The sequence below is a fragment of the Rhizobium sp. Rhizsp42 genome (genome assembly GCF_047304155.1).
Classification (GTDB): domain Bacteria; phylum Pseudomonadota; class Alphaproteobacteria; order Rhizobiales; family Rhizobiaceae; genus Rhizobium.
On the sequence record NZ_JBGLYS010000023.1, the window covers coordinates 74,960 to 94,702 of the forward strand.

At 61.9% G+C, this 19,743-nt stretch carries 13 protein-coding genes and 2 pseudogenes; 7 read left to right on the plus strand and 8 right to left on the minus strand.

Features of this window, described 5'->3' with window-relative positions:
- The first annotated feature begins 133 nt into the window (after window positions 1–133).
- Both ACCD05_RS20650 and ACCD05_RS20655 read left to right on the plus strand, forming a co-directional pair.
- Window positions 134–1,045 (plus strand): polyprenyl synthetase family protein, encoded by a 912-nt coding sequence (locus ACCD05_RS20650; RefSeq protein ID WP_413394971.1) that lies wholly within the window; start codon window positions 134–136, stop codon window positions 1,043–1,045.
- Window positions 1,046–1,197: 152 nt separating this feature from the next.
- Window positions 1,198–1,834 (plus strand): annotated as a pseudogene (locus ACCD05_RS20655) (LysE family translocator).
- Window positions 1,835–1,863: 29 nt separating this feature from the next.
- Here the strand turns inward: ACCD05_RS20655 and ispG are convergent.
- The 3 genes from ispG to ACCD05_RS20670 all read right to left on the minus strand — a co-directional run bounded on the left by ispG (window position 1,864) and on the right by ACCD05_RS20670 (window position 5,251).
- Window positions 1,864–3,117, minus strand: a complete 1,254-nt coding sequence (gene ispG / locus ACCD05_RS20660; protein WP_047508990.1) for a flavodoxin-dependent (E)-4-hydroxy-3-methylbut-2-enyl-diphosphate synthase — start codon at window positions 3,115–3,117, stop codon at window positions 1,864–1,866.
- A 97-nt stretch (window positions 3,118–3,214) separates the two neighbouring features.
- A complete protein-coding gene (locus ACCD05_RS20665; RefSeq protein WP_111562669.1) occupies window positions 3,215–4,408 on the minus strand; it encodes an MFS transporter in 1,194 nt (397 codons plus the stop codon).
- A gap of 60 nt (window positions 4,409–4,468) precedes the next feature.
- Window positions 4,469–5,251 carry a DeoR/GlpR family DNA-binding transcription regulator gene (locus tag ACCD05_RS20670; RefSeq protein WP_413394973.1) on the minus strand — a complete coding sequence of 261 codons (783 nt, stop codon included), beginning with the start codon at window positions 5,249–5,251 and terminating at the stop codon, window positions 4,469–4,471.
- A 240-nt stretch (window positions 5,252–5,491) separates the two neighbouring features.
- Here ACCD05_RS20670 and ACCD05_RS20675 point away from each other — a divergent pair, with 240 nt between their 5' ends.
- From ACCD05_RS20675 to ACCD05_RS20685, 3 genes are all read left to right on the plus strand, one after another.
- A complete protein-coding gene (locus ACCD05_RS20675; RefSeq protein ID WP_413394975.1) occupies window positions 5,492–6,265 on the plus strand; it encodes an amino acid ABC transporter substrate-binding protein in 774 nt (257 codons plus the stop codon).
- Window positions 6,266–6,446: 181 nt separating this feature from the next.
- On the plus strand, window positions 6,447–7,127 hold the full coding sequence (locus ACCD05_RS20680; RefSeq protein WP_111562672.1) for an amino acid ABC transporter permease: 681 nt from the start codon (window positions 6,447–6,449) through the stop codon (window positions 7,125–7,127).
- Window positions 7,124–7,885, plus strand: coding sequence for an amino acid ABC transporter ATP-binding protein (locus tag ACCD05_RS20685; protein ID WP_413394977.1), 762 nt, complete (start codon window positions 7,124–7,126; stop codon window positions 7,883–7,885). Before ACCD05_RS20680 ends, ACCD05_RS20685 begins: the two co-directional genes overlap by 4 nt.
- Before the next feature lie 387 nt (window positions 7,886–8,272).
- Here the strand turns inward: ACCD05_RS20685 and pyc are convergent, their stop codons facing one another.
- The gene (gene pyc / locus ACCD05_RS20690; protein ID WP_413394979.1) at window positions 8,273–11,737 is read right to left on the minus strand and encodes a pyruvate carboxylase; all 3,465 of its coding nucleotides are present in this window, start codon (window positions 11,735–11,737) and stop codon (window positions 8,273–8,275) included.
- A gap of 119 nt (window positions 11,738–11,856) precedes the next feature.
- Window positions 11,857–12,600, minus strand: coding sequence for an autoinducer binding domain-containing protein (locus ACCD05_RS20695; protein WP_112982850.1), 744 nt, complete (start codon window positions 12,598–12,600; stop codon window positions 11,857–11,859).
- A gap of 328 nt (window positions 12,601–12,928) precedes the next feature.
- Between ACCD05_RS20695 and ACCD05_RS20700 the strand changes: the two genes are divergently transcribed.
- Both ACCD05_RS20700 and ACCD05_RS20705 read left to right on the plus strand, forming a co-directional pair.
- A complete protein-coding gene (locus ACCD05_RS20700; RefSeq protein ID WP_047509234.1) occupies window positions 12,929–14,692 on the plus strand; it encodes a glucan ABC transporter ATP-binding protein/ permease in 1,764 nt (587 codons plus the stop codon).
- A gap of 247 nt (window positions 14,693–14,939) precedes the next feature.
- Window positions 14,940–16,826, plus strand: a complete 1,887-nt coding sequence (locus ACCD05_RS20705) for an MFS transporter (RefSeq protein WP_413394981.1) — start codon at window positions 14,940–14,942, stop codon at window positions 16,824–16,826.
- 52 nt (window positions 16,827–16,878) lie between these two features.
- Here the strand turns inward: ACCD05_RS20705 and ACCD05_RS20710 are convergent.
- The 3 genes and pseudogenes from ACCD05_RS20710 to leuB all read right to left on the minus strand — a co-directional run.
- Window positions 16,879–17,607: pseudogene (locus tag ACCD05_RS20710) on the minus strand (phosphatase PAP2 family protein); the annotation flags it as partial.
- Window positions 17,608–17,690: 83 nt separating this feature from the next.
- Entirely contained in the window at window positions 17,691–18,449 is a 759-nt protein-coding gene (locus ACCD05_RS20715) for a phosphatase PAP2 family protein (RefSeq protein WP_047509011.1), read from the minus strand.
- 119 nt (window positions 18,450–18,568) lie between these two features.
- Window positions 18,569–19,681, minus strand: coding sequence for a 3-isopropylmalate dehydrogenase (gene leuB / locus ACCD05_RS20720; RefSeq protein ID WP_112982854.1), 1,113 nt, complete (start codon window positions 19,679–19,681; stop codon window positions 18,569–18,571).
- Between the last annotated feature and the right edge of the window lie 62 nt (window positions 19,682–19,743).

The following is a 19,743-nucleotide window of genomic DNA, read 5'->3' on the forward strand; positions in this document are numbered from 1 at the left end:
CCCCTGACCCAGTCTCGTTCCCCTCTTCTCCATACCGCCTGCAAACTGGCATGGCCAGACACAAAGGAAATCTTGGTTGCTCTGTCGACAATTCCGTTGCAAGCCCAAGCCCGCCCGTGCCAAACAACGCCGCATGAACGCGCACCTGAAGACATTCGAAAGCCGGCTCCTCGCCAACGCTCGTGAGATCGAAGGCGTGCTCGACGCGTTGCTTTCTCAAGCGGTCTTGGACGACGAGATCGCCCGCCCGGAAAACCTGCGCTCGGCCATGCACTACGCGGTCTTGAACGGCGGCAAGCGGCTGCGCCCGCTTCTCGTTGTCGAAACGGCAACGATGCTCGGCGGCAATCGCGACGCCGCCCTGCGGATCGGCGCGGCACTTGAATGCGTTCACTGTTATTCGCTCGTCCACGACGACCTTCCCGCCATGGACGACGACGACCTGCGCCGTGGCAAGCCGACGGTCCATATTGCCTATGATGAGGCGACCGCCATTCTCGCCGGCGACAGCCTGCTCACCTATGCCTTCGACATCATCGCCTCGACATCAGGTATCGACGAGGCGAGCAAGGTCGCGCTGATCCTGGCGCTGTCGCGGGCCTCCGGCCTCGGCGGCATGGCCGGCGGACAGGCGCTCGATCTGGCCGCAGAGAAGCAGGCGCCCGACGAACAGGGCATCATCATGCTGCAGGCGATGAAGACGGGCGCGCTCATCCGCTTCGCCTGCGAGGCGGGCGCCATCGTAGCCGGCAGCCCAACCGAAGACCGCGCGACATTGCGCCGTTTCGGCGAACGCATCGGCCTCGCCTTCCAGCTGGCCGACGACATCCTCGACCTCACCGCCGACAGCGCCACCATGGGCAAGGCGACCGGCAAGGACGCCGGCCGCGGCAAGGGCACGCTGGTGGGCCTGCACGGCATGGCCTGGGCCGAGGCGACGCTCTCCGCCCATGTGAAGGAAGCCGAAGCGCTACTGGCCCCCTATGGCGAGCGCGCCACGGTTCTCGTCGAAGCCGCCCGTTTCATCGCCGAGCGCAAGAGCTAAGGCGGACAAGCGTTAGCAATCGCTGAAAAAGCGTCACCGAGACAAGATTCCGGCGCCCGCTCAGGCTCCGCTCTCTTGCCGAGCGACACGTGGCGCGCCTAAAACTTGGCGCAAGGCCGCAACGACGCGCGGCCGTTCCCAAGAGAAGCGCCATGCACGAGACCCTGAGCTACCTTCCGCAGATCCTGCCTGCCTACATCGCCTATATAGTGGCCGTCATCAGCCCTGGCCCGGCCATCATGGCGATCGTCTCGACATCCATGGTGCATGGCCGCAAGGCCGGCATGACGATCTCGCTCGGTATCTTCGCCGGCTCCTTCACCTGGGCCTGCGCGGCGGCACTCGGGCTTGCCACGATCCTCAACACCTATGCGGTCGCGCTCGAGATCCTGAAGATCTTCGGCCGCCTCTACCTGCTCTACCTCGCCTACAAGGCCTTCAAGGCCGTGCGCGCCAACCCCGATATCCAGCAGGCCACGACGCCGAAGAACATGTCGACGCGCGCGCTGCTTCTGCGCGGCTACGGCATTCACGTCACCAATCCGAAGGCGATCTTCGCGTGGCTGGCGATCATCGCGCTCGGCATGCCGCAGGGCGCCGGCATCGGTTGCCGGCCTGATCGTCGGCATCTGCCTGACGACGGGCTTCATCGTCTTCATGGGCTATGCCGTGCTCTTCTCGACACCGCAGGCGCTGAAGATCTATTCAAGCCTGCGTCGCTGGATCGAAGGCGCCATGGCAGCCTTCTACTGCTTCGCAGGGCTGAAGCTGCTCACCAGCCGCATCTGATTTTTGAATAGGAAAAGCGACGGCGCGGATTACTCCGCCGCCGTCCTGTTCTGGCCGAAGCGCTTTTCGATGTAATCGGCGACCAGCGCCTCGAAATCCGACGCGATATTCGGACCACGCAGCGTCATCGCCTTTTGTCCGTCGATATAGACGGGCGCAGACGGGCTTTCTCCGGTTCCGGGTAGCGAAATGCCGATATCGGCATGCTTGCTCTCACCCGGGCCATTGACGATGCAGCCCATGACCGCGACGTTGAGCGCCTCGACACCCGGATACTTGTCACGCCACACCGGCATGTTCTTGCGCAGGTCGTTCTGGATGTTCTGCGCCAGCTCCTGGAAGACCGTCGACGTCGTACGCCCGCAGCCGGGACAAGCCGCGACCACAGGAATGAACTGGCGGAAGCCCATGACCTGCAGGATTTCCTGCGCCACCTGCACTTCGCGCGTGCGGTCGCCATTCGGCTCCGGCGTCAGCGACACGCGGATCGTATCGCCGATCCCGTGCTGCAGCACAAAGCCCATGGCGGCCGACGAAGCGACGATGCCCTTGGTGCCCATGCCGGCTTCGGTGAGGCCGAGATGCAGCGCGTGGTCGGAACGCTCCGACAGCATGGAATAGACGGCGATCAGGTCCTGCACCTGGCTGACCTTGGCCGACAGAATGATGCGGTTGCGCGGCAGGCCGATCTCTTCGGCGAGATTGGCCGAGATCAGAGCCGACTGCACGATCGCCTCGCGGGTAACCTGGCGGGCTGACAAAGGCGAACCGGCCGCCGAGTTCTGGTCCATCAGCGCGGTCAGCAGTTCCTGATCGAGCGACCCCCAATTGACGCCGATACGCACCGGCTTGTCGTAGCGGATCGCCATCTCGATGATGTCGCCGAACTGCTTGTCCTTCTTGTCCTTGAAGCCGACATTGCCGGGATTGATCCGGTACTTCGCCAGCGCCTCGGCGCAATCGGGATGATCGGCAAGCAACTTGTGGCCGATATAGTGGAAATCGCCGACCAAGGGCACGTCCATGCCGAGACGCAGCAGCCGGTCGCGGATGCGAGGCACGGCGGCGGCACTCTCATCGCGATCGACGGTGATGCGAACGAGTTCGGAGCCGGCCTTGTAGAGCGCGGCCACCTGGGCGACGGTCGCGTCGATATCGGCCGTATCGGTATTGGTCATCGACTGGACGACGACGGGCGCGCCACCTCCGACGATGACGCCACCGACATCGACGGCAACAGATGCGCGGCGCGGTTTCGGATCAAAATCCGTAGCTGAAGACATGGATAGAGCTCTTGAACCCTTAAATTTCGTGCCTTTCAGGTGGATCATGACCGCTCGCTTGTCAACCCGCGGCATCCATCACTTTGTTTGACGTCTGTCAGTGACCGCCACCGGAAATGCCGTCGGCGTATCGCGCCAGACTGGAAAGCGCCAGTACCACGAGGAGCAGCACCGGCAGCGCCATGAACACGACGGAGAAGCCGACATGCTCGGCCACGAAGCCGATCGCCGACGGCGCCACCAGCATGCCGGAATAGCCCATGGTGGTAACGACCGAGATGCCGATGCCCGCCTTCAGATGCGGAATGTTGCCCGCCGCCGAGAAAGCGATCGGCACCATGTTGGAGATGCCGATGCCGCAGAAGGCAAAGCCGAGAATGGCGATCTCGGCATTCGGCGCGAAACCTGCGAGAAGCATGCCGGCGATGGCGAACAACGTGCAAATCCTGAGCGTCATGACGCCGCCAAGGCGATCACGAACGAGGTCGCCGGCAAAGCGCATCGCCGCCATCGTCAGCGAGAAGGCCGCGAAGCCGAAGCCCGAGAGCGCAACCGAAGCACCGAGTTCCTCGCGGAGATAAAGCGCGCCCCAATCGAGCACCGCCCCCTCAGGCATCATCGAAAACAGCGCGACGAGACCGAGCAGCCAGGGCAGCGGAACCATCGGCAGCCGCGTCTTCTCTTTCTTCGTGTCGGGATGCGGCTGGTCGGCAAGGATCATGTTCCAGGCAACGGCCAGCGTGATGGCGGCGAGAGCCGTGGCGACGACGGCATGCGCGAAAACGCCGAAATGCGCGATCAAAAGCCCGCCGAGGCCGGCGCCGATCAAGCCGCCGAGGCTCCAGAAGGCGTGGCAGGACGACATGATCGCCCGCCGCATCGATTGCTCGACGGCAACCGCATTGGCATTCATGGCGACATCCATGGCCCCCATGAATCCGCCGAACAGGAAGATCGCGATTGCCGCCGTCACGATATTGGGCGCCAGCGTCAGCGCCAGCAGGCCGGGCAGCAGGCAGACGGCCATGGCAAGCGATACGACCCGCGATCCATGCCGGGCGATCTGCGCGCCGGCAATCGGCATCAACGTCAGCGAGCCGATCCCAAGCACCAGGATCATCAGCCCGAGATGAAACTTGCTGAGCTCCAGCCGTTCGGCGAATTCGGGGATCTTCGGCGCCCAGGAACCGACGGTGAAGCCGTTGATCAGGAACAGCAGCGACACCGCCGTCCTGTTCTTGGTGACGTAGCCGCTTCTCACCGGAAGCGCTGTGTTGACGTGATTATCCATATCTCTTCCCATTATGCACTGGCGCCGGCACTCCTCGTCCGGCGCGTCATTGAACGATATCTATTCGGTTTCGCCGGCAACCAGCGCCTTGCAGCCAAGATCGCGATAGCGCGCCAGCATCTGAGGATCGGCATCGCGCTCGACCACCAGGCAGCCGCAATCGGCGACCGAGAGCACGCCATGCGGCGCGGCCGTGCCGAACTTGTCGGAGGTGACGGCGACGAGCACCTGCCGGCTTTTGGTCGCGACGAAGCGTTTGAACTCCGCATCCTCGAAACCGAAGACGGTAACGCCGGCCGCGATATCGACGCCGCAGGCGCCGAGAATGCAGAGATCCGGCGACAGCGGCTCCATGTCGCGCAAGGCCTTCGCCCCCAGCGCACCGCCCACCTGCCGGTCGATTAATCCGCCGATCAGGATGACGTTGACGAGCGGCTTGTCGATCAGTGCCGCGGCAATCGACGGCGCATTGGTCACCGCGGTCAGCGGCAGATCCATCGGCAGCGCCATGGCGATCGCCAGGTTCGTGCTGCCGGCATCGAAGAACACGGTCATATCAGGCGCGATCTGCGAAACGGCCGCTGCCGCGAGCGCCTGCTTGCGGTCGCGCGCAATACCGGCGCGGTGATTGAGGCTGCCGCCGGCAGGCGAAACCGGCAGCGCGCCGCCATAGACCCGCTCGCAGAGCCCCGCTGCCGCCATCTCGCGAAGATCGCGGCGCACCGTATCTTCCGACACGCCGAATTCCGCCGCGAGCTCGGCGGCCAGCACGCGCCCATGCGTTTGCAGCTTGCGCGAAATGACGCTCTTGCGCTCCTGCAGCAGAAGTTCGTTCGTGTTCATGCCGGATTTAGCCTGACCAATCTCAAATCGACTGAATCATGCATAAACCGATACAAACGTGCAAACAAGCAGCAACTGATAAATCGTCGCTTCACATTGTGAAACACTGAACACCAAAACCGTGATAAATGAGAAAAATATTCGCAGTTGCCGATTTTATTCGCAGTTTTTGACGCATCCCGGCATCGGCTTTTCTGCGATTTTCCAGCCATCGAACACACTGGTGAATTGGACAGACACATGAACCTCCTGAAGACCCTCGCCACCGCAGCCCTGATCCAGGCCGCCGCCCTGATGCCGGCACTGGCCGGCGAAAACCTCGCCGCCATCAAGCAGGCGGGCGTGCTGAAGATCGGCACCGAAGGCACCTACGCCCCGTTCACCTTCCATGATGCCGGCGGCAAGCTTGTTGGCTTCGACGTCGAGATCGGCGAAGCGGTCGCCGCCAAGCTCGGCGTCAAGGCCGAGTTCGTCGAAGGCAAGTGGGACGGCCTGATCGCCGGCATCGACGCCAAGCGCTACGACACGGTCATCAACCAGGTTGGCATCACCGATGCGCGCAAGCAGAAGTATGACTTCTCCGAGCCCTACATCGCCTCGAAGGCCGTGCTCATCGTTCGCGACGGCGACGACAGCATCAAGACCTTCGCCGATCTCAAGGGCAAGAAGTCGGCCCAGTCGCTGACCAGCAACTTCGGCAAGCTCGCCGAACAGTCCGGCGCCGAACTCGTCGGCACCGACGGCTTCGACCAGTCGATCCAGCTCGTGCTCACCAAGCGCGCCGACGCCACCATCAACGACAGCCTGTCCTTCCTCGATTTCAAGAAGCACAAGCCCGACGCCCCGGTGAAGATCGCCGCACAGGAAGAGAATGCCGACCACTCCGGCATCATCATCCGCAAGGGCGAGCCGGAACTGCTTGAGGCCATCAACAAGGCCCTCGTCGATATCAAGGCCGACGGCACCTACAAGACGATCTCCGACAAGTATTTCGGCCAGGACGTCTCGAAGTAAGTCTAAGCCACAGCGCAGATCTCCTCCCAACCCCTCCCCGCAAGGCGGAGGGGCTTTTTATTGGGCGTTTTCAGACTAACTTTGCACGCACGGTGCCGCCTCTTAGCCCCTCCCCCTTGTGGGAAGGGGTTGGGGAGGGGTATTCCACGTCGAACCGATAACCCCGCGAAAGGGAACGCCTGTGCCGCACTGGCTTCAATTGATGGCGGATTCGCTCGTGCCCCTGTTGTGGGCCGGGCTGGTCTTCACCATTCCGCTGACATTGCTGTCCTTCACCTTCGGGCTCATTCTCGGCCTGATCACCGCGATCGCCCGGCTCTTCGGCGCCGCTCCCTTCGTGGCGATCGCCCGCTTCTACGTCTGGGTGATCCGCGGCACGCCGCTTCTGGTGCAGCTCTTCGTCATCTTCTACGGCCTGCCCAGCATCGGCATCCTGCTCGACGCCTTCCCGGCAGCCCTGATCGGCTTCACGCTCAACATCGGCGCCTACAGCTCCGAGATCATCCGCGCCGTCATCTCCTCCGTGCCCAAGGGCCAGTGGGAGGCCGCCTATTCGATCGGCATGAGCTGGCGCCAGGCGATGAGCCGCACCATCCTGCCGCAGGCCGGCCGCGTTGCCGTGCCCCCGCTGTCGAACACCTTCATTTCGCTGGTCAAGGATACGTCGCTCGCAGCCGCCATCACCGTGCCGGAGCTCTTCCAGGCCGCCCAGCGCATCGTCGCCACCACCTATGAGCCGCTGATCCTCTATATCGAGGCGGCCCTCATCTATCTCGCCCTGAGCTCGGTTCTTTCCGCCCTGCAGGTCAGGCTGGAACGCCGCTTCGCCCGCTATGGCGGCATGCTGGAGGCAAACGCATGATCGAGCTCTCGAACATAGAAAAGCGCTTCGGCGACGCCGTCATCCTGAAGGATATCAGCATCCGCGTTCCCGAAGGCAGCGTTACCGCGCTCGTCGGCCCCTCGGGCGGCGGCAAGAGCACGCTCCTGCGCTGCATCAACCTCCTGGAAATCCCGACGGCGGGCACCATCCGCCTCGGCGAGGAGACGCTGACCTTCAAACCCGGCCAGAAGACCAGCTGGCAGGCGATCCAGAAGATCCGCCGCCAGACCGGCATGGTCTTCCAGAACTTCCAGCTCTTCCCCCACCAGACGGCGATCGAAAACGTCATGGAAAGTCTGGTGACGGTGCTCAAATGGCCGAAGGAAAAGGCCCGCAACCGCGCCATGGAACTCCTGACCAAGGTCGGTATGGCCCACAAGGCCGATGCGTGGCCCTCGACACTCTCGGGCGGCCAGCAGCAGCGCGTGGCGATCGCCCGCGCGCTTGCCCCCTCGCCCCGCGTCCTCCTCTGCGACGAGCCGACATCGGCGCTCGATCCGGAACTCTCCGCCGAAGTCGTCGACGTCCTCGGCCGCCTCGCGAGCGAAGGCACGACCATGGTCATGGCGACCCATGACCTCAGGCTCGCCTCGAAGATCGCCAACGATGTCGTCTTCCTGGAAGCGGGAAGCGTGGTCGAGACCGGCAGCGCGAAGAACATCTTCACCGCCCCGGAACGCGACCGCACCAAGCGCTTCATCTCGACGATCAACGCCGCGCATACCTACGATATTTGAGGAATGCTTACGAGATCACGGGGCAAAGTCAGGATTACGGCGGAGCGGGTGACCGCGGACATAACTCATTGAAACGCCGAACCAAAAATCCGCTCGACGTCATCCTCGGGCTGGTCCCGAGGATCTAAGCACGCCTCCCGGAATTCAACGGTGCGGACATTCGCGACGGATCAGCACGCGCCATTGAGTCGACTAAAACACGCGTCAAGTGTCCATGCACGTCGAGCAAGTGGGACCCTTGGCAGATCCTCGGGACGAGCCCGAGGATGACGGCAGAGTAAGTGGCCGCGTCCGTAACCTATTGAAACGAAAAGGTACGCCGCCAAGAACGCCACACAGCGGATGGTCCGACCGGGCGCCGCGTGACACGACGCCCGTCAACATCAGTTAGCCTGCGTAAGTGACCAGCAGGTCCTTGGCGTCGATCTGGTCGCCGGCCTTGACGAGAACTTCGGCGATCGTGCCGTCCTTCTCGGCGTGGATCGCCGTTTCCATCTTCATGGCCTCGATCGACACCAGCACGTCGCCGGCGCTGACCGTCTGGCCGGCCGAAACGAAGGCGCGGGAGATGACGCCAGGCATCGGCGCGCCGACATGGGCGGCATTGCCCGGCTCCGCCTTGCGGCGGGCGGCGGCGCCGGTGGCACCATGGGCGCGATCCGGAACCTTGATGCGGCGCGGCTGGCCGTTGAGTTCGAAGAACACCGTGACCATGCCCTGGCTGTCGGTGCCGCTCATCGCCTGGTTGACGATGACGAGCGTCTTGCCCTTCTCGATATCGGCAAACAGCTCCTCGCCGTCACCAAGACCGTAGAAATAGGCAGGCGTCGGCAGGACCGAGACCGGGCCGTAGGTGTCGGATGCCAGCGCGAAGTCGGTGAAGACCTTCGGATACATCAGGTAGGAGGCAAACTCGAAGTCGTTGACCTCGCGCTCCAGCTTGGTCTCAATCGTCTTGCGCTCGGCATCGAGATCGGCGTCGTCGAGCAGAGAGCCCGGACGCACCGTATAGGGTGCATCGCCCTTCAAAGCCTTCTTCTGCAGTGCTGCCGGCCAGCCAGACGGCGGCTGTCCGAGATCACCCTTCAGCATCGAGACGACGGATTCAGGGAAGGACACGTCCTTGGCCGGGTTAACAACATCGTCAACCGTCAGATCCTGGGAGACCATCATCAGCGCCATGTCGCCGACCACCTTGGAGGACGGCGTCACCTTGACGATATCGCCGAACATCTGGTTGGCGTCGGCGTAGGCCTGTGCCACCTGGTGCCAGCGGGTCTCGAGGCCGAGCGAACGTGCCTGTTCCTTGAGATTGGTGAACTGACCACCCGGCATTTCGTGCAGGTAGACTTCCGATGCCGGTCCCTTGAGATCGCTCTCGAAGGCCGCGTACTGGTGGCGCACCGCTTCCCAGTAGAAGGAAATGCGGCGGATCCATTCCGGATCGAGACCCGGATCGCGCTCCGAGCCACGAAGCGCTTCCACGATCGAGCCGAGGCAGGGCTGCGAGGTGTTGCCCGACAGCGCGTCCATGGCCGCATCGACGGCATCGACGCCGGCATCCACAGCCGCGAGAACGGTTGCCGCCGCAATGCCCGACGTGTCGTGCGTGTGGAAGTGGATCGGCAGGCTGGTCGCCTCGCGCAGCGCCTTGAACAGCACCTTGGCGGCGGCCGGCTTCAACAGGCCCGCCATATCCTTTAGCGCGATGATATGCGCGCCGGCCTTTTCCAGCTGGACGGCTAGATCGGTGTAATACTTCAGATCATACTTCGGACGCACCGAGTTCAGGATATCGCCGGTATAGCAGATCGCTGCTTCGCAGAGCTTGTTCTCTTCGGCCACCGCATCCATCGACACGCGCATGTTTTCGACCCAGTTCAGGCAGTCGAAGACACGGAAGAGGTCGATACCACCGGCCGCCGCCTGGCGGACGAAGTATTTGACGACGTTATCAGGATAGTTCTTGTAACCGACGCCGTTGGCGCCGCGCAGCAGCATCTGCAACAGCAGGTTCGGCGCCGCCTCACGCACTTGGCTCAGGCGCTCCCACGGATCTTCCGTAAGGAAGCGCATGGAAACGTCGAAAGTGGCGCCGCCCCAGCATTCCAGCGAGAGCAGGTTCGGCAGCGCATGCGCATAGGTGCCGGCGATGCGGGCGATATCGTAGGTGCGCATGCGGGTCGCGAGAAGCGACTGATGGCCGTCACGCATCGTCGTGTCGGTCATCAGGACACGCTTTTCGTTGCGCATCCATTCGCCGAATTTCTTCGGACCCAGCGTGTCGAGCAGCTGCTTGGTGCCGTCCTTGATCGTCGTGCCGTTGGTGTAGGGCACGACGGGCTCGGCGGCATCCGCCGTCGGGCGCGGCCTATCCTTGGCCTCGGGGTGACCGTTGACGGTGACGTCGGCCAGATAGGTCAAGAGCTTCGTCGCGCGGTCCTGGCGCTTGACCTGCTGGAACAGCTCCGGCGTCGTGTCGATAAAGCGGGTGGTGTAGCTGTTATCCTTGAACTTCGGATGCGTGATGATCGCTTCCAGGAACGTCAGGTTGGTGGCGACGCCGCGGATACGGAATTCGCGCAGCGCACGGTCCATGCGCGAGATCGCTTCCGACGGGCTCGGCGCCCAGGCCGTGACCTTGACCAAGAGCGGATCGTAATAGCGCGTGATGATGGCGCCCGAGTAGGACGTGCCGCCATCGAGACGAATGCCGAAGCCGGAGGCCGAACGATAAGCGGTAATGCGGCCGTAATCCGGGATGAAGTTGTGCTCTGGATCCTCAGTGGTGATGCGGCACTGCAGGGCATGGCCGTTGAGCTTGATATCGGCCTGTGCGGGAACGCCCGATTCCGGCGTACCGATCGCGAAGCCGTCGAGGATATGGATCTGCGCCTTGACGATATCGATGCCGGTGACGACTTCGGTGACCGTGTGCTCGACCTGGATGCGCGGATTGACTTCGATGAAGTAGAATTTGCCGGTATCGGCATCCATCAGATATTCGACGGTGCCGGCGCCGACATAGCCGGTGGCACCCGCGATCTTCAGCGAATAGGCGGCCAGTTCCTGGCGCTGCGCTTCGGAAAGATAGGGAGCTGGCGCGCGTTCGACGACCTTCTGGTTACGGCGCTGGATCGAGCAGTCGCGCTCGAAGAGATGCACGACATTGCCGTGCGTATCGCCAAGAATCTGGCTTTCGACGTGGCGGGCGCGCTCCACGAGCTTTTCGAGATAGACCTCGTCCTTGCCGAAGGCGGCCATCGCCTCGCGCTTGGCTTCGGTCACCTCGCGAGCAAGGTCTTTCGGATCGCGAATGGCGCGCATGCCGCGACCGCCGCCGCCCCAGGAGGCCTTGAGCATGACGGGATAGCCGATCTCGTCGGCCATGCGGGCGACTTCAGCCATGTCGTCAGGCAGCGGGTCGGTAGCCGGAACGACGGGAACGCCGACCGAGATCGCGAGATTGCGGGCCGCCACCTTGTTGCCGAGCTGGCGCATCGTGTCGCCGGTCGGGCCGATGAAGATGATGCCGGCCTTGTTGCAGGCATCGACGAATTCGGGGCTCTCGGACAGGAGGCCATAGCCCGGATGGATCGCATCGGCGCCGGAAAGCTTGGCGACACGGATGACTTCGTCGATCGACAGATAGCTCTCGATCGGGCCGAGATCGCGCGCCAGATGCGGGCCGCGGCCGACCTGGTAGCTCTCGTCCGCCTTGAAGCGATGCAGCGCCAGTTTGTCTTCCTCAGCCCATATCGCGACCGTTTTTATCCCGAGTTCGTTGGCAGCGCGAAACACGCGGATGGCAATTTCGGAACGGTTGGCGACAAGGATCTTGGAAATGGGCAAATGCGGTCTCCTCACGGCATCTAAGCGGGCAATGCTGCACCCGCGAAAGGAGTCTTAACCCGCTGTCACGGAAAGTTCAATTTCCCACGACGACACCAGATCGAATTTCTCTAAACTAGCTAACTGATGAGCCCATGGCGGAAAGCAACAGCCACGGCATGCTGGCGGTTCTTTGCCTTCAGCTTGTCCTGCAGACCGTTCATATACCAATCGACAGTATGGTTGGAGATCTGCAACAGCTTGCCGATCTCGACCGACGTCAATCCTTCCCCGAGATATTGCAGGATTTCCATTTCGCGGCGCGTGAGCCGCGTATCGGCGCCCGACAGATCGTCCGACACCGAACCGTCTTCCCCACGTAGTTCGAGAATGCGCCAGAAGGCCCGCTTGGCGATCGCATCAAACAGGGTGATCTCGAGCGGCGACAGATCGACAGGCTTGCCGCCGACGCGCAGATAGCCGAGCACACCGCTTCGCCCATGGATCGGAAACATGTAGCCGTCCTTCAGGCCATAGCCTGAGGCAGCGGACATCACCTGTTCCATCCGCCGATAGTGCGGATCCTTTCGGAACGCTGCCAAGCCATCTTTCCAGCGGAACGGCTGTTGCGCGAAGGCGAGATAACGGATCGTTGGATCGTTCAGCATGTATTTCTTGCCGACATAAATCTGCGGCCAACCCTCGGGCCACTCGCCGGCAAGCACGGCCGCAGTCAGATCCTCGCTATGCTTCGGATACCGGAGCAATCCATGAAACTCGAAGCCATAAGACAGGATGACGCGCTTAAGCTCATCGACCACCGCTTCCGGTTTCCGGCACTCTTCAAGAACGACAAGTAATTGAATTAATGAATGAATATTCACTAAAATGCCCCCATCCCATCCCAGGCTTTTAAGTGAAGCCGCTGCGACAGGACCTGCCCCGATAGCGAACGGTTATCGATGCAATTAAAATTAGAGTTCAGAATATCGTTTATGGTTGTGCCAGTTTGACGCGACAACGCAAGGGTTAAATGTCGGGCCTTTTTATTTCCCTAAGAAATTTTACCACATCTGACATCTGCTCATGAAAGCGAGCCATCGCACGGCGGCGAAATTCCAACAATGAATGCCTTGTTAATCGCCAGTTCAGATAGGTTTTTGTAGCATCGCAACATCCGCTATTTCGCAGATGCACAAAGAGGAATTCGCCGTGTCGCTTTTCAAGGTCTATGCAAGAGCTTTGCGCTATCTTGGCGCCTACAAGTTCCGCGTATCCCTGGTCGTTATCGCGAACATCGTGCTCGCAGCGATCACCATCGCCGAGCCGATCCTTTTCGGCCGCATTATAGATGCAATTTCCGGCAAAGGCGAGGTCAAGCCGATCTTGTTCATGTGGGCCGGTTTTGCCGTCTTCAACACGATCGCCTTCGTCCTGGTCGCCCGCGAGGCTGACCGGCTGGCGCATGGCCGTCGCGCAACGCTTCTGACGGAAGCTTTCGGCCGCATCATCTCCATGCCGCTTTCCTGGCATCATCAGCGTGGCACGTCCAATGCCCTGCATACGCTGCTGCGCGCCTGTGAGACGCTGTTCGGCCTATGGCTCGAATTCATGCGCAACCACCTCGCGACCGCTGTCGCCATCGCCATCCTCATCCCGACGGCGATCTCTATGGACGTCCGTCTGTCCGGCGTGCTTGTCGTGCTTGGTATCGCCTACTGGCTGATCGGCCGTCTCGTCATGAGCCGCACGAAGGATGGCCAGGCTTCGGTCGAAAATCACTACCACACGGTTTTCTCGCATGTCAGCGACTCGATCAGCAACGTCTCGGTGCTGCACAGCTACAACCGTATCGAAGCGGAAACCAAGGCGTTGCGGTCCTTCACCGAACGCCTGTTGCAGGCTCAGTACCCGGTTCTCGACTGGTGGGCGCTGGCCGGCGCGATGAACCGCATGGCTTCGACCATCGCCATGATGATCATCCTCGTCATCGGTACCGTCATGGTCCAGGCCGGCGAGCTGCGCATCGGTGACGTCATCGCCTTCATCGGCTTTGCCAACCTCCTGATCTCGCGTCTCGACCAGATGCGCCAGTTCGCCTCGCAGATTTTCGAGGCCCGTTCCAAGCTCGAGGACTTCTATGCTCTCGAAGACTCGGTCCGCGACCGCGAAGAGCCTGCCGGCAACGCCGACATCACCGACGTGAAGGGCGAAGTCGAGTTCCGCAACGTGTCGTTCCGCTTCGGCAACACGGCACAGGGCCTGCACAACGTGTCCTTCACCGCCAAGGCTGGCCAGACGGTTGCGATCGTTGGTCCGACCGGCTCGGGCAAGACCACGATGATCAACCTGCTGCAGCGCGTGTATGACCCCGACAGCGGCCAGATCCTCGTCGACGGCCACGATACGACGAAGATCACCCGCAAGTCGCTCCGTCGCTATATCGCCACGGTGTTCCAGGACGCCGGCCTGCTCAACCGCTCGATCAGCGACAACATTCGCCTCGGCCGGGAGAACGCGTCGGATGAAGACATGCGCCGTGCAGCTGAAGCTGCTGCCGCAGCCGACTTCATCGAGACCCGCGAAGACCAGTACGACACCCATGTCGGCGAGCGCGGCAACAGGCTTTCGGGTGGCGAGCGCCAGCGTGTCGCCATCGCCCGCGCCATCCTCAAGGATGCGCCGATCCTGGTGCTGGACGAGGCGACGAGTGCGCTCGACGTCGAAACTGAAAACCGCGTGAAGGCTGCGATCGACAATCTTCGTCAGAACCGCACCACCTTCATCATCGCCCACCGTCTGTCGACGGTTCGCGAAGCCGACAAGGTTCTCTTCCTCGATAACGGCCGCGTCGTCGAAGAAGGCAGCTTCGACGAACTCAGCCAGAGCAACGGCCGCTTCGCCGCATTGCTCCGCGCCTCGGGCATTCTGACGGACGAGGAAGTCCGCAAGGCACACACGACCGAAGCCGCCTAAGTCAGGCACTTCACGAAAACGATTGAAGCCGGATGGTCCGCCATCCGGCTTTTTTCGTGCCCGGACCTGGGCTGCGGCGGCCCAGCCTCACTGCAGAGCCTTAGACTAAAGTCATAATCCCAAAGCCGCTCTCCGTAAGCGTGGTGTTTTCTGGCACACTTTCCTCGGGCGAACCGCGACCAGGGGTATGCTTTGAGGAGAGTATGGTCGCGCGCCGCATTTCACATCATTCTGTGGAGGACAGAACATGGCAAATGTCGCAAGCGTCGGGGGCGCGAAAGCCGGACCGATGACATCGGAGGAGAAGAAGGTCATCTTCGCCTCCTCGCTTGGCACCGTTTTCGAGTGGTACGACTTCTATCTCTACGGCTCGCTCGCCACCTATATCGGCGCGACCTACTTCACCCAATATCCCGAAGCCACCCGCAACATCTTCACGCTGCTGGCCTTTGCCGCCGGCTTCCTGGTGCGCCCGTTCGGCGCGCTGGTCTTCGGCCGCCTCGGCGATCTCGTCGGGCGTAAATACACCTTCCTGGTGACGATCCTGATCATGGGTCTCTCGACCTTCCTAGTCGGTATCCTTCCCGGTGCGGCCACCATCGGCATCGCCGCGCCGATCATCCTGATCGCTCTTCGCCTGCTGCAGGGCCTGGCACTCGGCGGTGAATATGGCGGAGCCGCCACCTATGTGGCCGAGCACGCGCCGAACGGCCGCCGCGGCTACTTCACCTCATGGATCCAGACCACCGCAACGCTCGGCCTCTTCCTGTCGCTGATCGTCATCGTCGGCGTCCAGTTCATCATGGGCAAGGAAGCCTTCGCCGCCTGGGGCTGGCGCATTCCGTTCCTGGTCTCGGTCGTCCTTCTCGGCGTCTCCGTCTGGATCCGCGTGCGGATGAACGAATCCCCCGCCTTCCAGAAAATGAAGGCGGAAGGCAAGGGCTCCAAGGCGCCGCTGACGGAAGCATTCGGTCAGTGGAAAAACGCCAAGATCGCCCTCATCGCTCTGCTCGGCGCCACCATGGGCCAGGCAGTCGTCTGGTACGGCGGTCAGTTCTACTCGCTGTTCTTCCTGCAGAACGTCCTGAAGGTCGACCTGCAGGCAGCCAACATCATGGTCGCCGTCGCCCTCATCCTTGCCACACCTTTCTTTGTCATCTTCGGCGGCCTGTCGGACAGGATCGGCCGCAAGCCGATCATCATGGCCGGCCTGTTGATTGCGGCAGTCACCTACAATCCGCTGTTCAAGGCCCTGACCTGGACCGCCAACCCGGCGCTCGCCGAAGCCCAGGCCTCAGTTCGCGCAACGGTCACGGCCGATCCGACGGACTGCAAGTTCCAGTTCAACCCGACCGGCACATCGAAGTTCACCAGCTCTTGCGACGTGGCGACAGCCTTCCTGACCAAGAACTCGGTTCCCTATGATGTCGTCCCAGGTCCTGCCGGCCAGCCGGCAACGGTCAAGATCGGCGATGAAACCATCACCAGCTTCGATGCGGTCGCTGCCGGCGACAAGGCCAAGGGCCTGACGGCGGCCTTCGAGAAAAGCGTCAACATCGCGCTCCACGACGGTGGCTACCCGCTGAACCGCGGCGCCATCAAGGTTCCGGACGCGAAGCTCGATGCCTTCATCGCCGCCAATCCCGAGCTCGCGCTGAACGCCGATGCGATCCGCGCCGGCGCCAAGGAGACGATGCCGGCCGACAAGCTGGTAGCGGCCAAGCTGCTGACGGCGGATGAGGCCAACGGCGTCACCGACATGGCGGTCTACAATATCGCCGGCGGCGGCACCTTCGCCATGGCGGCCGATCCTGCACGCGTCAACTGGATCGGCACGATCGCCATCCTGTTCGTGCTGGTTCTCTATGTGACGATGGTCTACGGCCCGATCGCTGCATTGCTGGTCGAACTCTTCCCGACCCGCATCCGCTACACCGGCATGTCGCTGCCCTATCACATCGGCAACGGCTGGTTCGGCGGCCTGCTGCCGGCAACGGCCTTCGCGATGAGTGCGGCCACCGGCGACATCTACTTCGGCCTCTGGTACCCGATCATCTTCGCCGCGATCACGCTTGTGATCGGCCTGATTTTCCTGCCGGAAACCAAGAACCGCGATATCCACGCAATGGATTGACCATCCCCGAGACGAGAGACAAGGCCCGGCGCTCCAAAGGCGCCGGGTTTTCTATTGCCGGAAACAGCCGCTTGGGCTGCGGCCAGCCGCCGACGCCTGGGCGAAACAGAAGATTGTGGCGCGCATAGACGATGGCAATCATCAGCGAAAACCACCCGCCGAGCGCCAGGCCGGCGATCACATCGCTTGGGTAATGCGCACTTACCATGACCCGAGTCATGCCGAACCACAGCGCACAAGCCACGAAAGCAATGCGATAGCGCGGGAAAAGCAGCGCGAAGGCGGCGAAGAAGGCCCCGATCGTCGTTGCGTGGCCTGATGGGAAGCTTTCGAAGGAATGGCCGGAGAAGGACGAAAACGAGAAGATGCCGTAGTCCTGGAAATGCTCCGGCCGTGCCCGCCCGATCAACCGTTTCAGGAGATTGGCGACCAGTCCCGACAACGCGATCGAGGTTAAGAGATAGCAGCCGATCCAGCTGACCCTGAGTGCTTGCAGGCGGTGACGCACGCTGGTGGCGGTGCGCGACGACGCCCAACCCTGGAACAAAAGGAAGGCGCTGACGATGATGATCCAGTCGGACTTGCCGAAATCGGTCAACATCAGGCCGACCCTGCGAATGGTTGGCGGCACGTGATCGCCGCCGACAGGACCATCGAACAACAGGAGCGAGAGGATCACGGCGTTGACCGTGACGAACAGACAGGATTGCCAACGCAGGTGCGGCATGCCGTGACGACAGCGAAGCCTGCGTTTCTCAAGCGAAGAGAGAAAGGATTTCATGTCTGTCGGCGGTCCTGGTCAGGGGTTGTCGATCAACGACCGAGACCTAGCAGAAGCAGACTACAGAATTTTTACGGAGGCGCTTACAACAAGCGGCTGAGCCGCGGTATCGGCCACCCGCCATCGCGCCCGATCGAGAACACCAGACCGAAGCGTGCAAACAGGATGGACGTGGCAAAAGCGATCCACGCGCCAAGCGCCAGCCCCGCCGTAACGTCACTTGGATAATGCACGCCGATGATGATACGGGTGGCGCCCAGCCAAAGCCCGATGCCAATGAAACCAAGACGAAACCGTGGGAAGAGCAGCGCCAGCGCCACAAACAGCGCGCCGATATTGGCCGAATGCCCGGATGGAAAGCTCTGGTGCAGGAAATCCATGTTGAACGGCGCGAAGCTGAAAATGCCCTCCTGATCGTAGATCAGCGGCCGGGCGCGGCCGATCGCGAACTTCAGGAAGTTGGCAATGATGGCGGTCAGCACGACGGAGAGTGCGACATAGGCCGCCATCTGGCCGAAATAGACCATGCGAAACCGCCTGCGCACCTTCCATAGCCGACGCCTCACCAGATAGGCGGTTGCAACAATGGTTGTCAGACCGGCGAGAATCCATGCAAGTCTGCCGATATCGGTAATATCGCCGGCAAGGGTGACCAGCGGCTGCGCCAGTTCCTTGGCCGCAATACCGAGCGGGCGATCAAACACGAAGAATGCGATGGCAATGGCATTGATCGCGGAAAAGGCAAACCCCTTCCAGGGAACCCGGCGATGGATCGTACGGCGCGCCTGGTAGCGCTTCTTCAGATAGCCCCAGAAACCCGGCCTTCGATCGCTCTCGCTCATTCTACTCCCGCTCTTTTCTCAATGCAGGAGGGAGATAGGGGCGGCGATAGGCACCTTCAATGCAAAGACCCTCCGCATCGTGAGATGCGAAGGGTCTGAAAGATGTTTCACGTGAAATATCAGGCAGAAAGCGCCTTGAACTCGGCGAGGATCGCTTCACCCATCTCGACCGTGCCGACCTTCTTGGCACCATCGGCCATGATATCGGCGGTGCGGATGCCCTGGTCGAGCACGTTGGCGATCGCCTTTTCGAGGTTGTCGGCTTCCTTGACCATGGCGAAGGAGTAGCGCAGGCACATGGCGAACGAGGCGATCATCGCGATCGGGTTGGCAATGCCCTTGCCGGCGATATCGGGGGCCGAACCGTGCACCGGCTCGTAGAGCGCCTTGCGCTTGCCGGTCTTGCCGTCAGGCGCGCCGAGCGAAGCCGACGGCAGCATGCCGAGCGAACCCGTGAGCATGGCGGCAACGTCGGAGAGCATGTCGCCGAACAGGTTGTCGGTGACGATGACGTCGAACTGCTTCGGCGCACGCACCAGCTGCATGCCGCCGGCATCCGCCAGCATGTGCTCGAGCTTGACGTCGGAATACTTGTCCTTGTGCGTCGCGGTCACGACCTGGTTCCACAACACGCCCGACTTCATGACGTTGCGCTTTTCCATGGAGCAGACGCGGTTCTGGCGCGTGCGGGCCATTTCGAAGGCCACGGCCGAGATGCGCTCGATCTCGTAGGTGTCGTAGACCTGCGTGTCGATGGCGCGTTTCTGGCCATTGCCAAGATCGGTGATGGTCTTCGGCTCGCCGAAATAGACGCCGCCGGTCAGTTCGCGGATGATCAGGATATCCAGGCCTTCGACCAGTTCCGGCTTCAGCGAGGAAGCGGCAGCGAGCGCCGGGTAGCAGATGGCAGGACGCAGGTTGGCGAACAGCTCGAGATCCTTGCGCAGGCGCAGCAGGCCGGCTTCGGGGCGCACTTCATAGGGAACGTCGTCCCACTTTGGGCCGCCGACGGCGCCGAAGAGAACCGCGTCGGCCGAAAGCGCCTTCTGCATGTCAGCTTCGGAGATCGCCGCGCCATGCGCGTCGTAAGCACAACCGCCGACCAGACCTTCATCGGTGGTAAAGCCAGCCGACATCTCTTCGTTCATGAAGGCAATGATCTTGCGGACCTCACCCATAGCCTCGGGACCGATGCCGTCACCCGGCAGCAGGAAAAGATTGCGCGTCGTCATGGAAAACCTCCGGGAAAAACAAGTTGCGGCTTATTATCCCTCGGCAGAAGGCATTTCAAGCG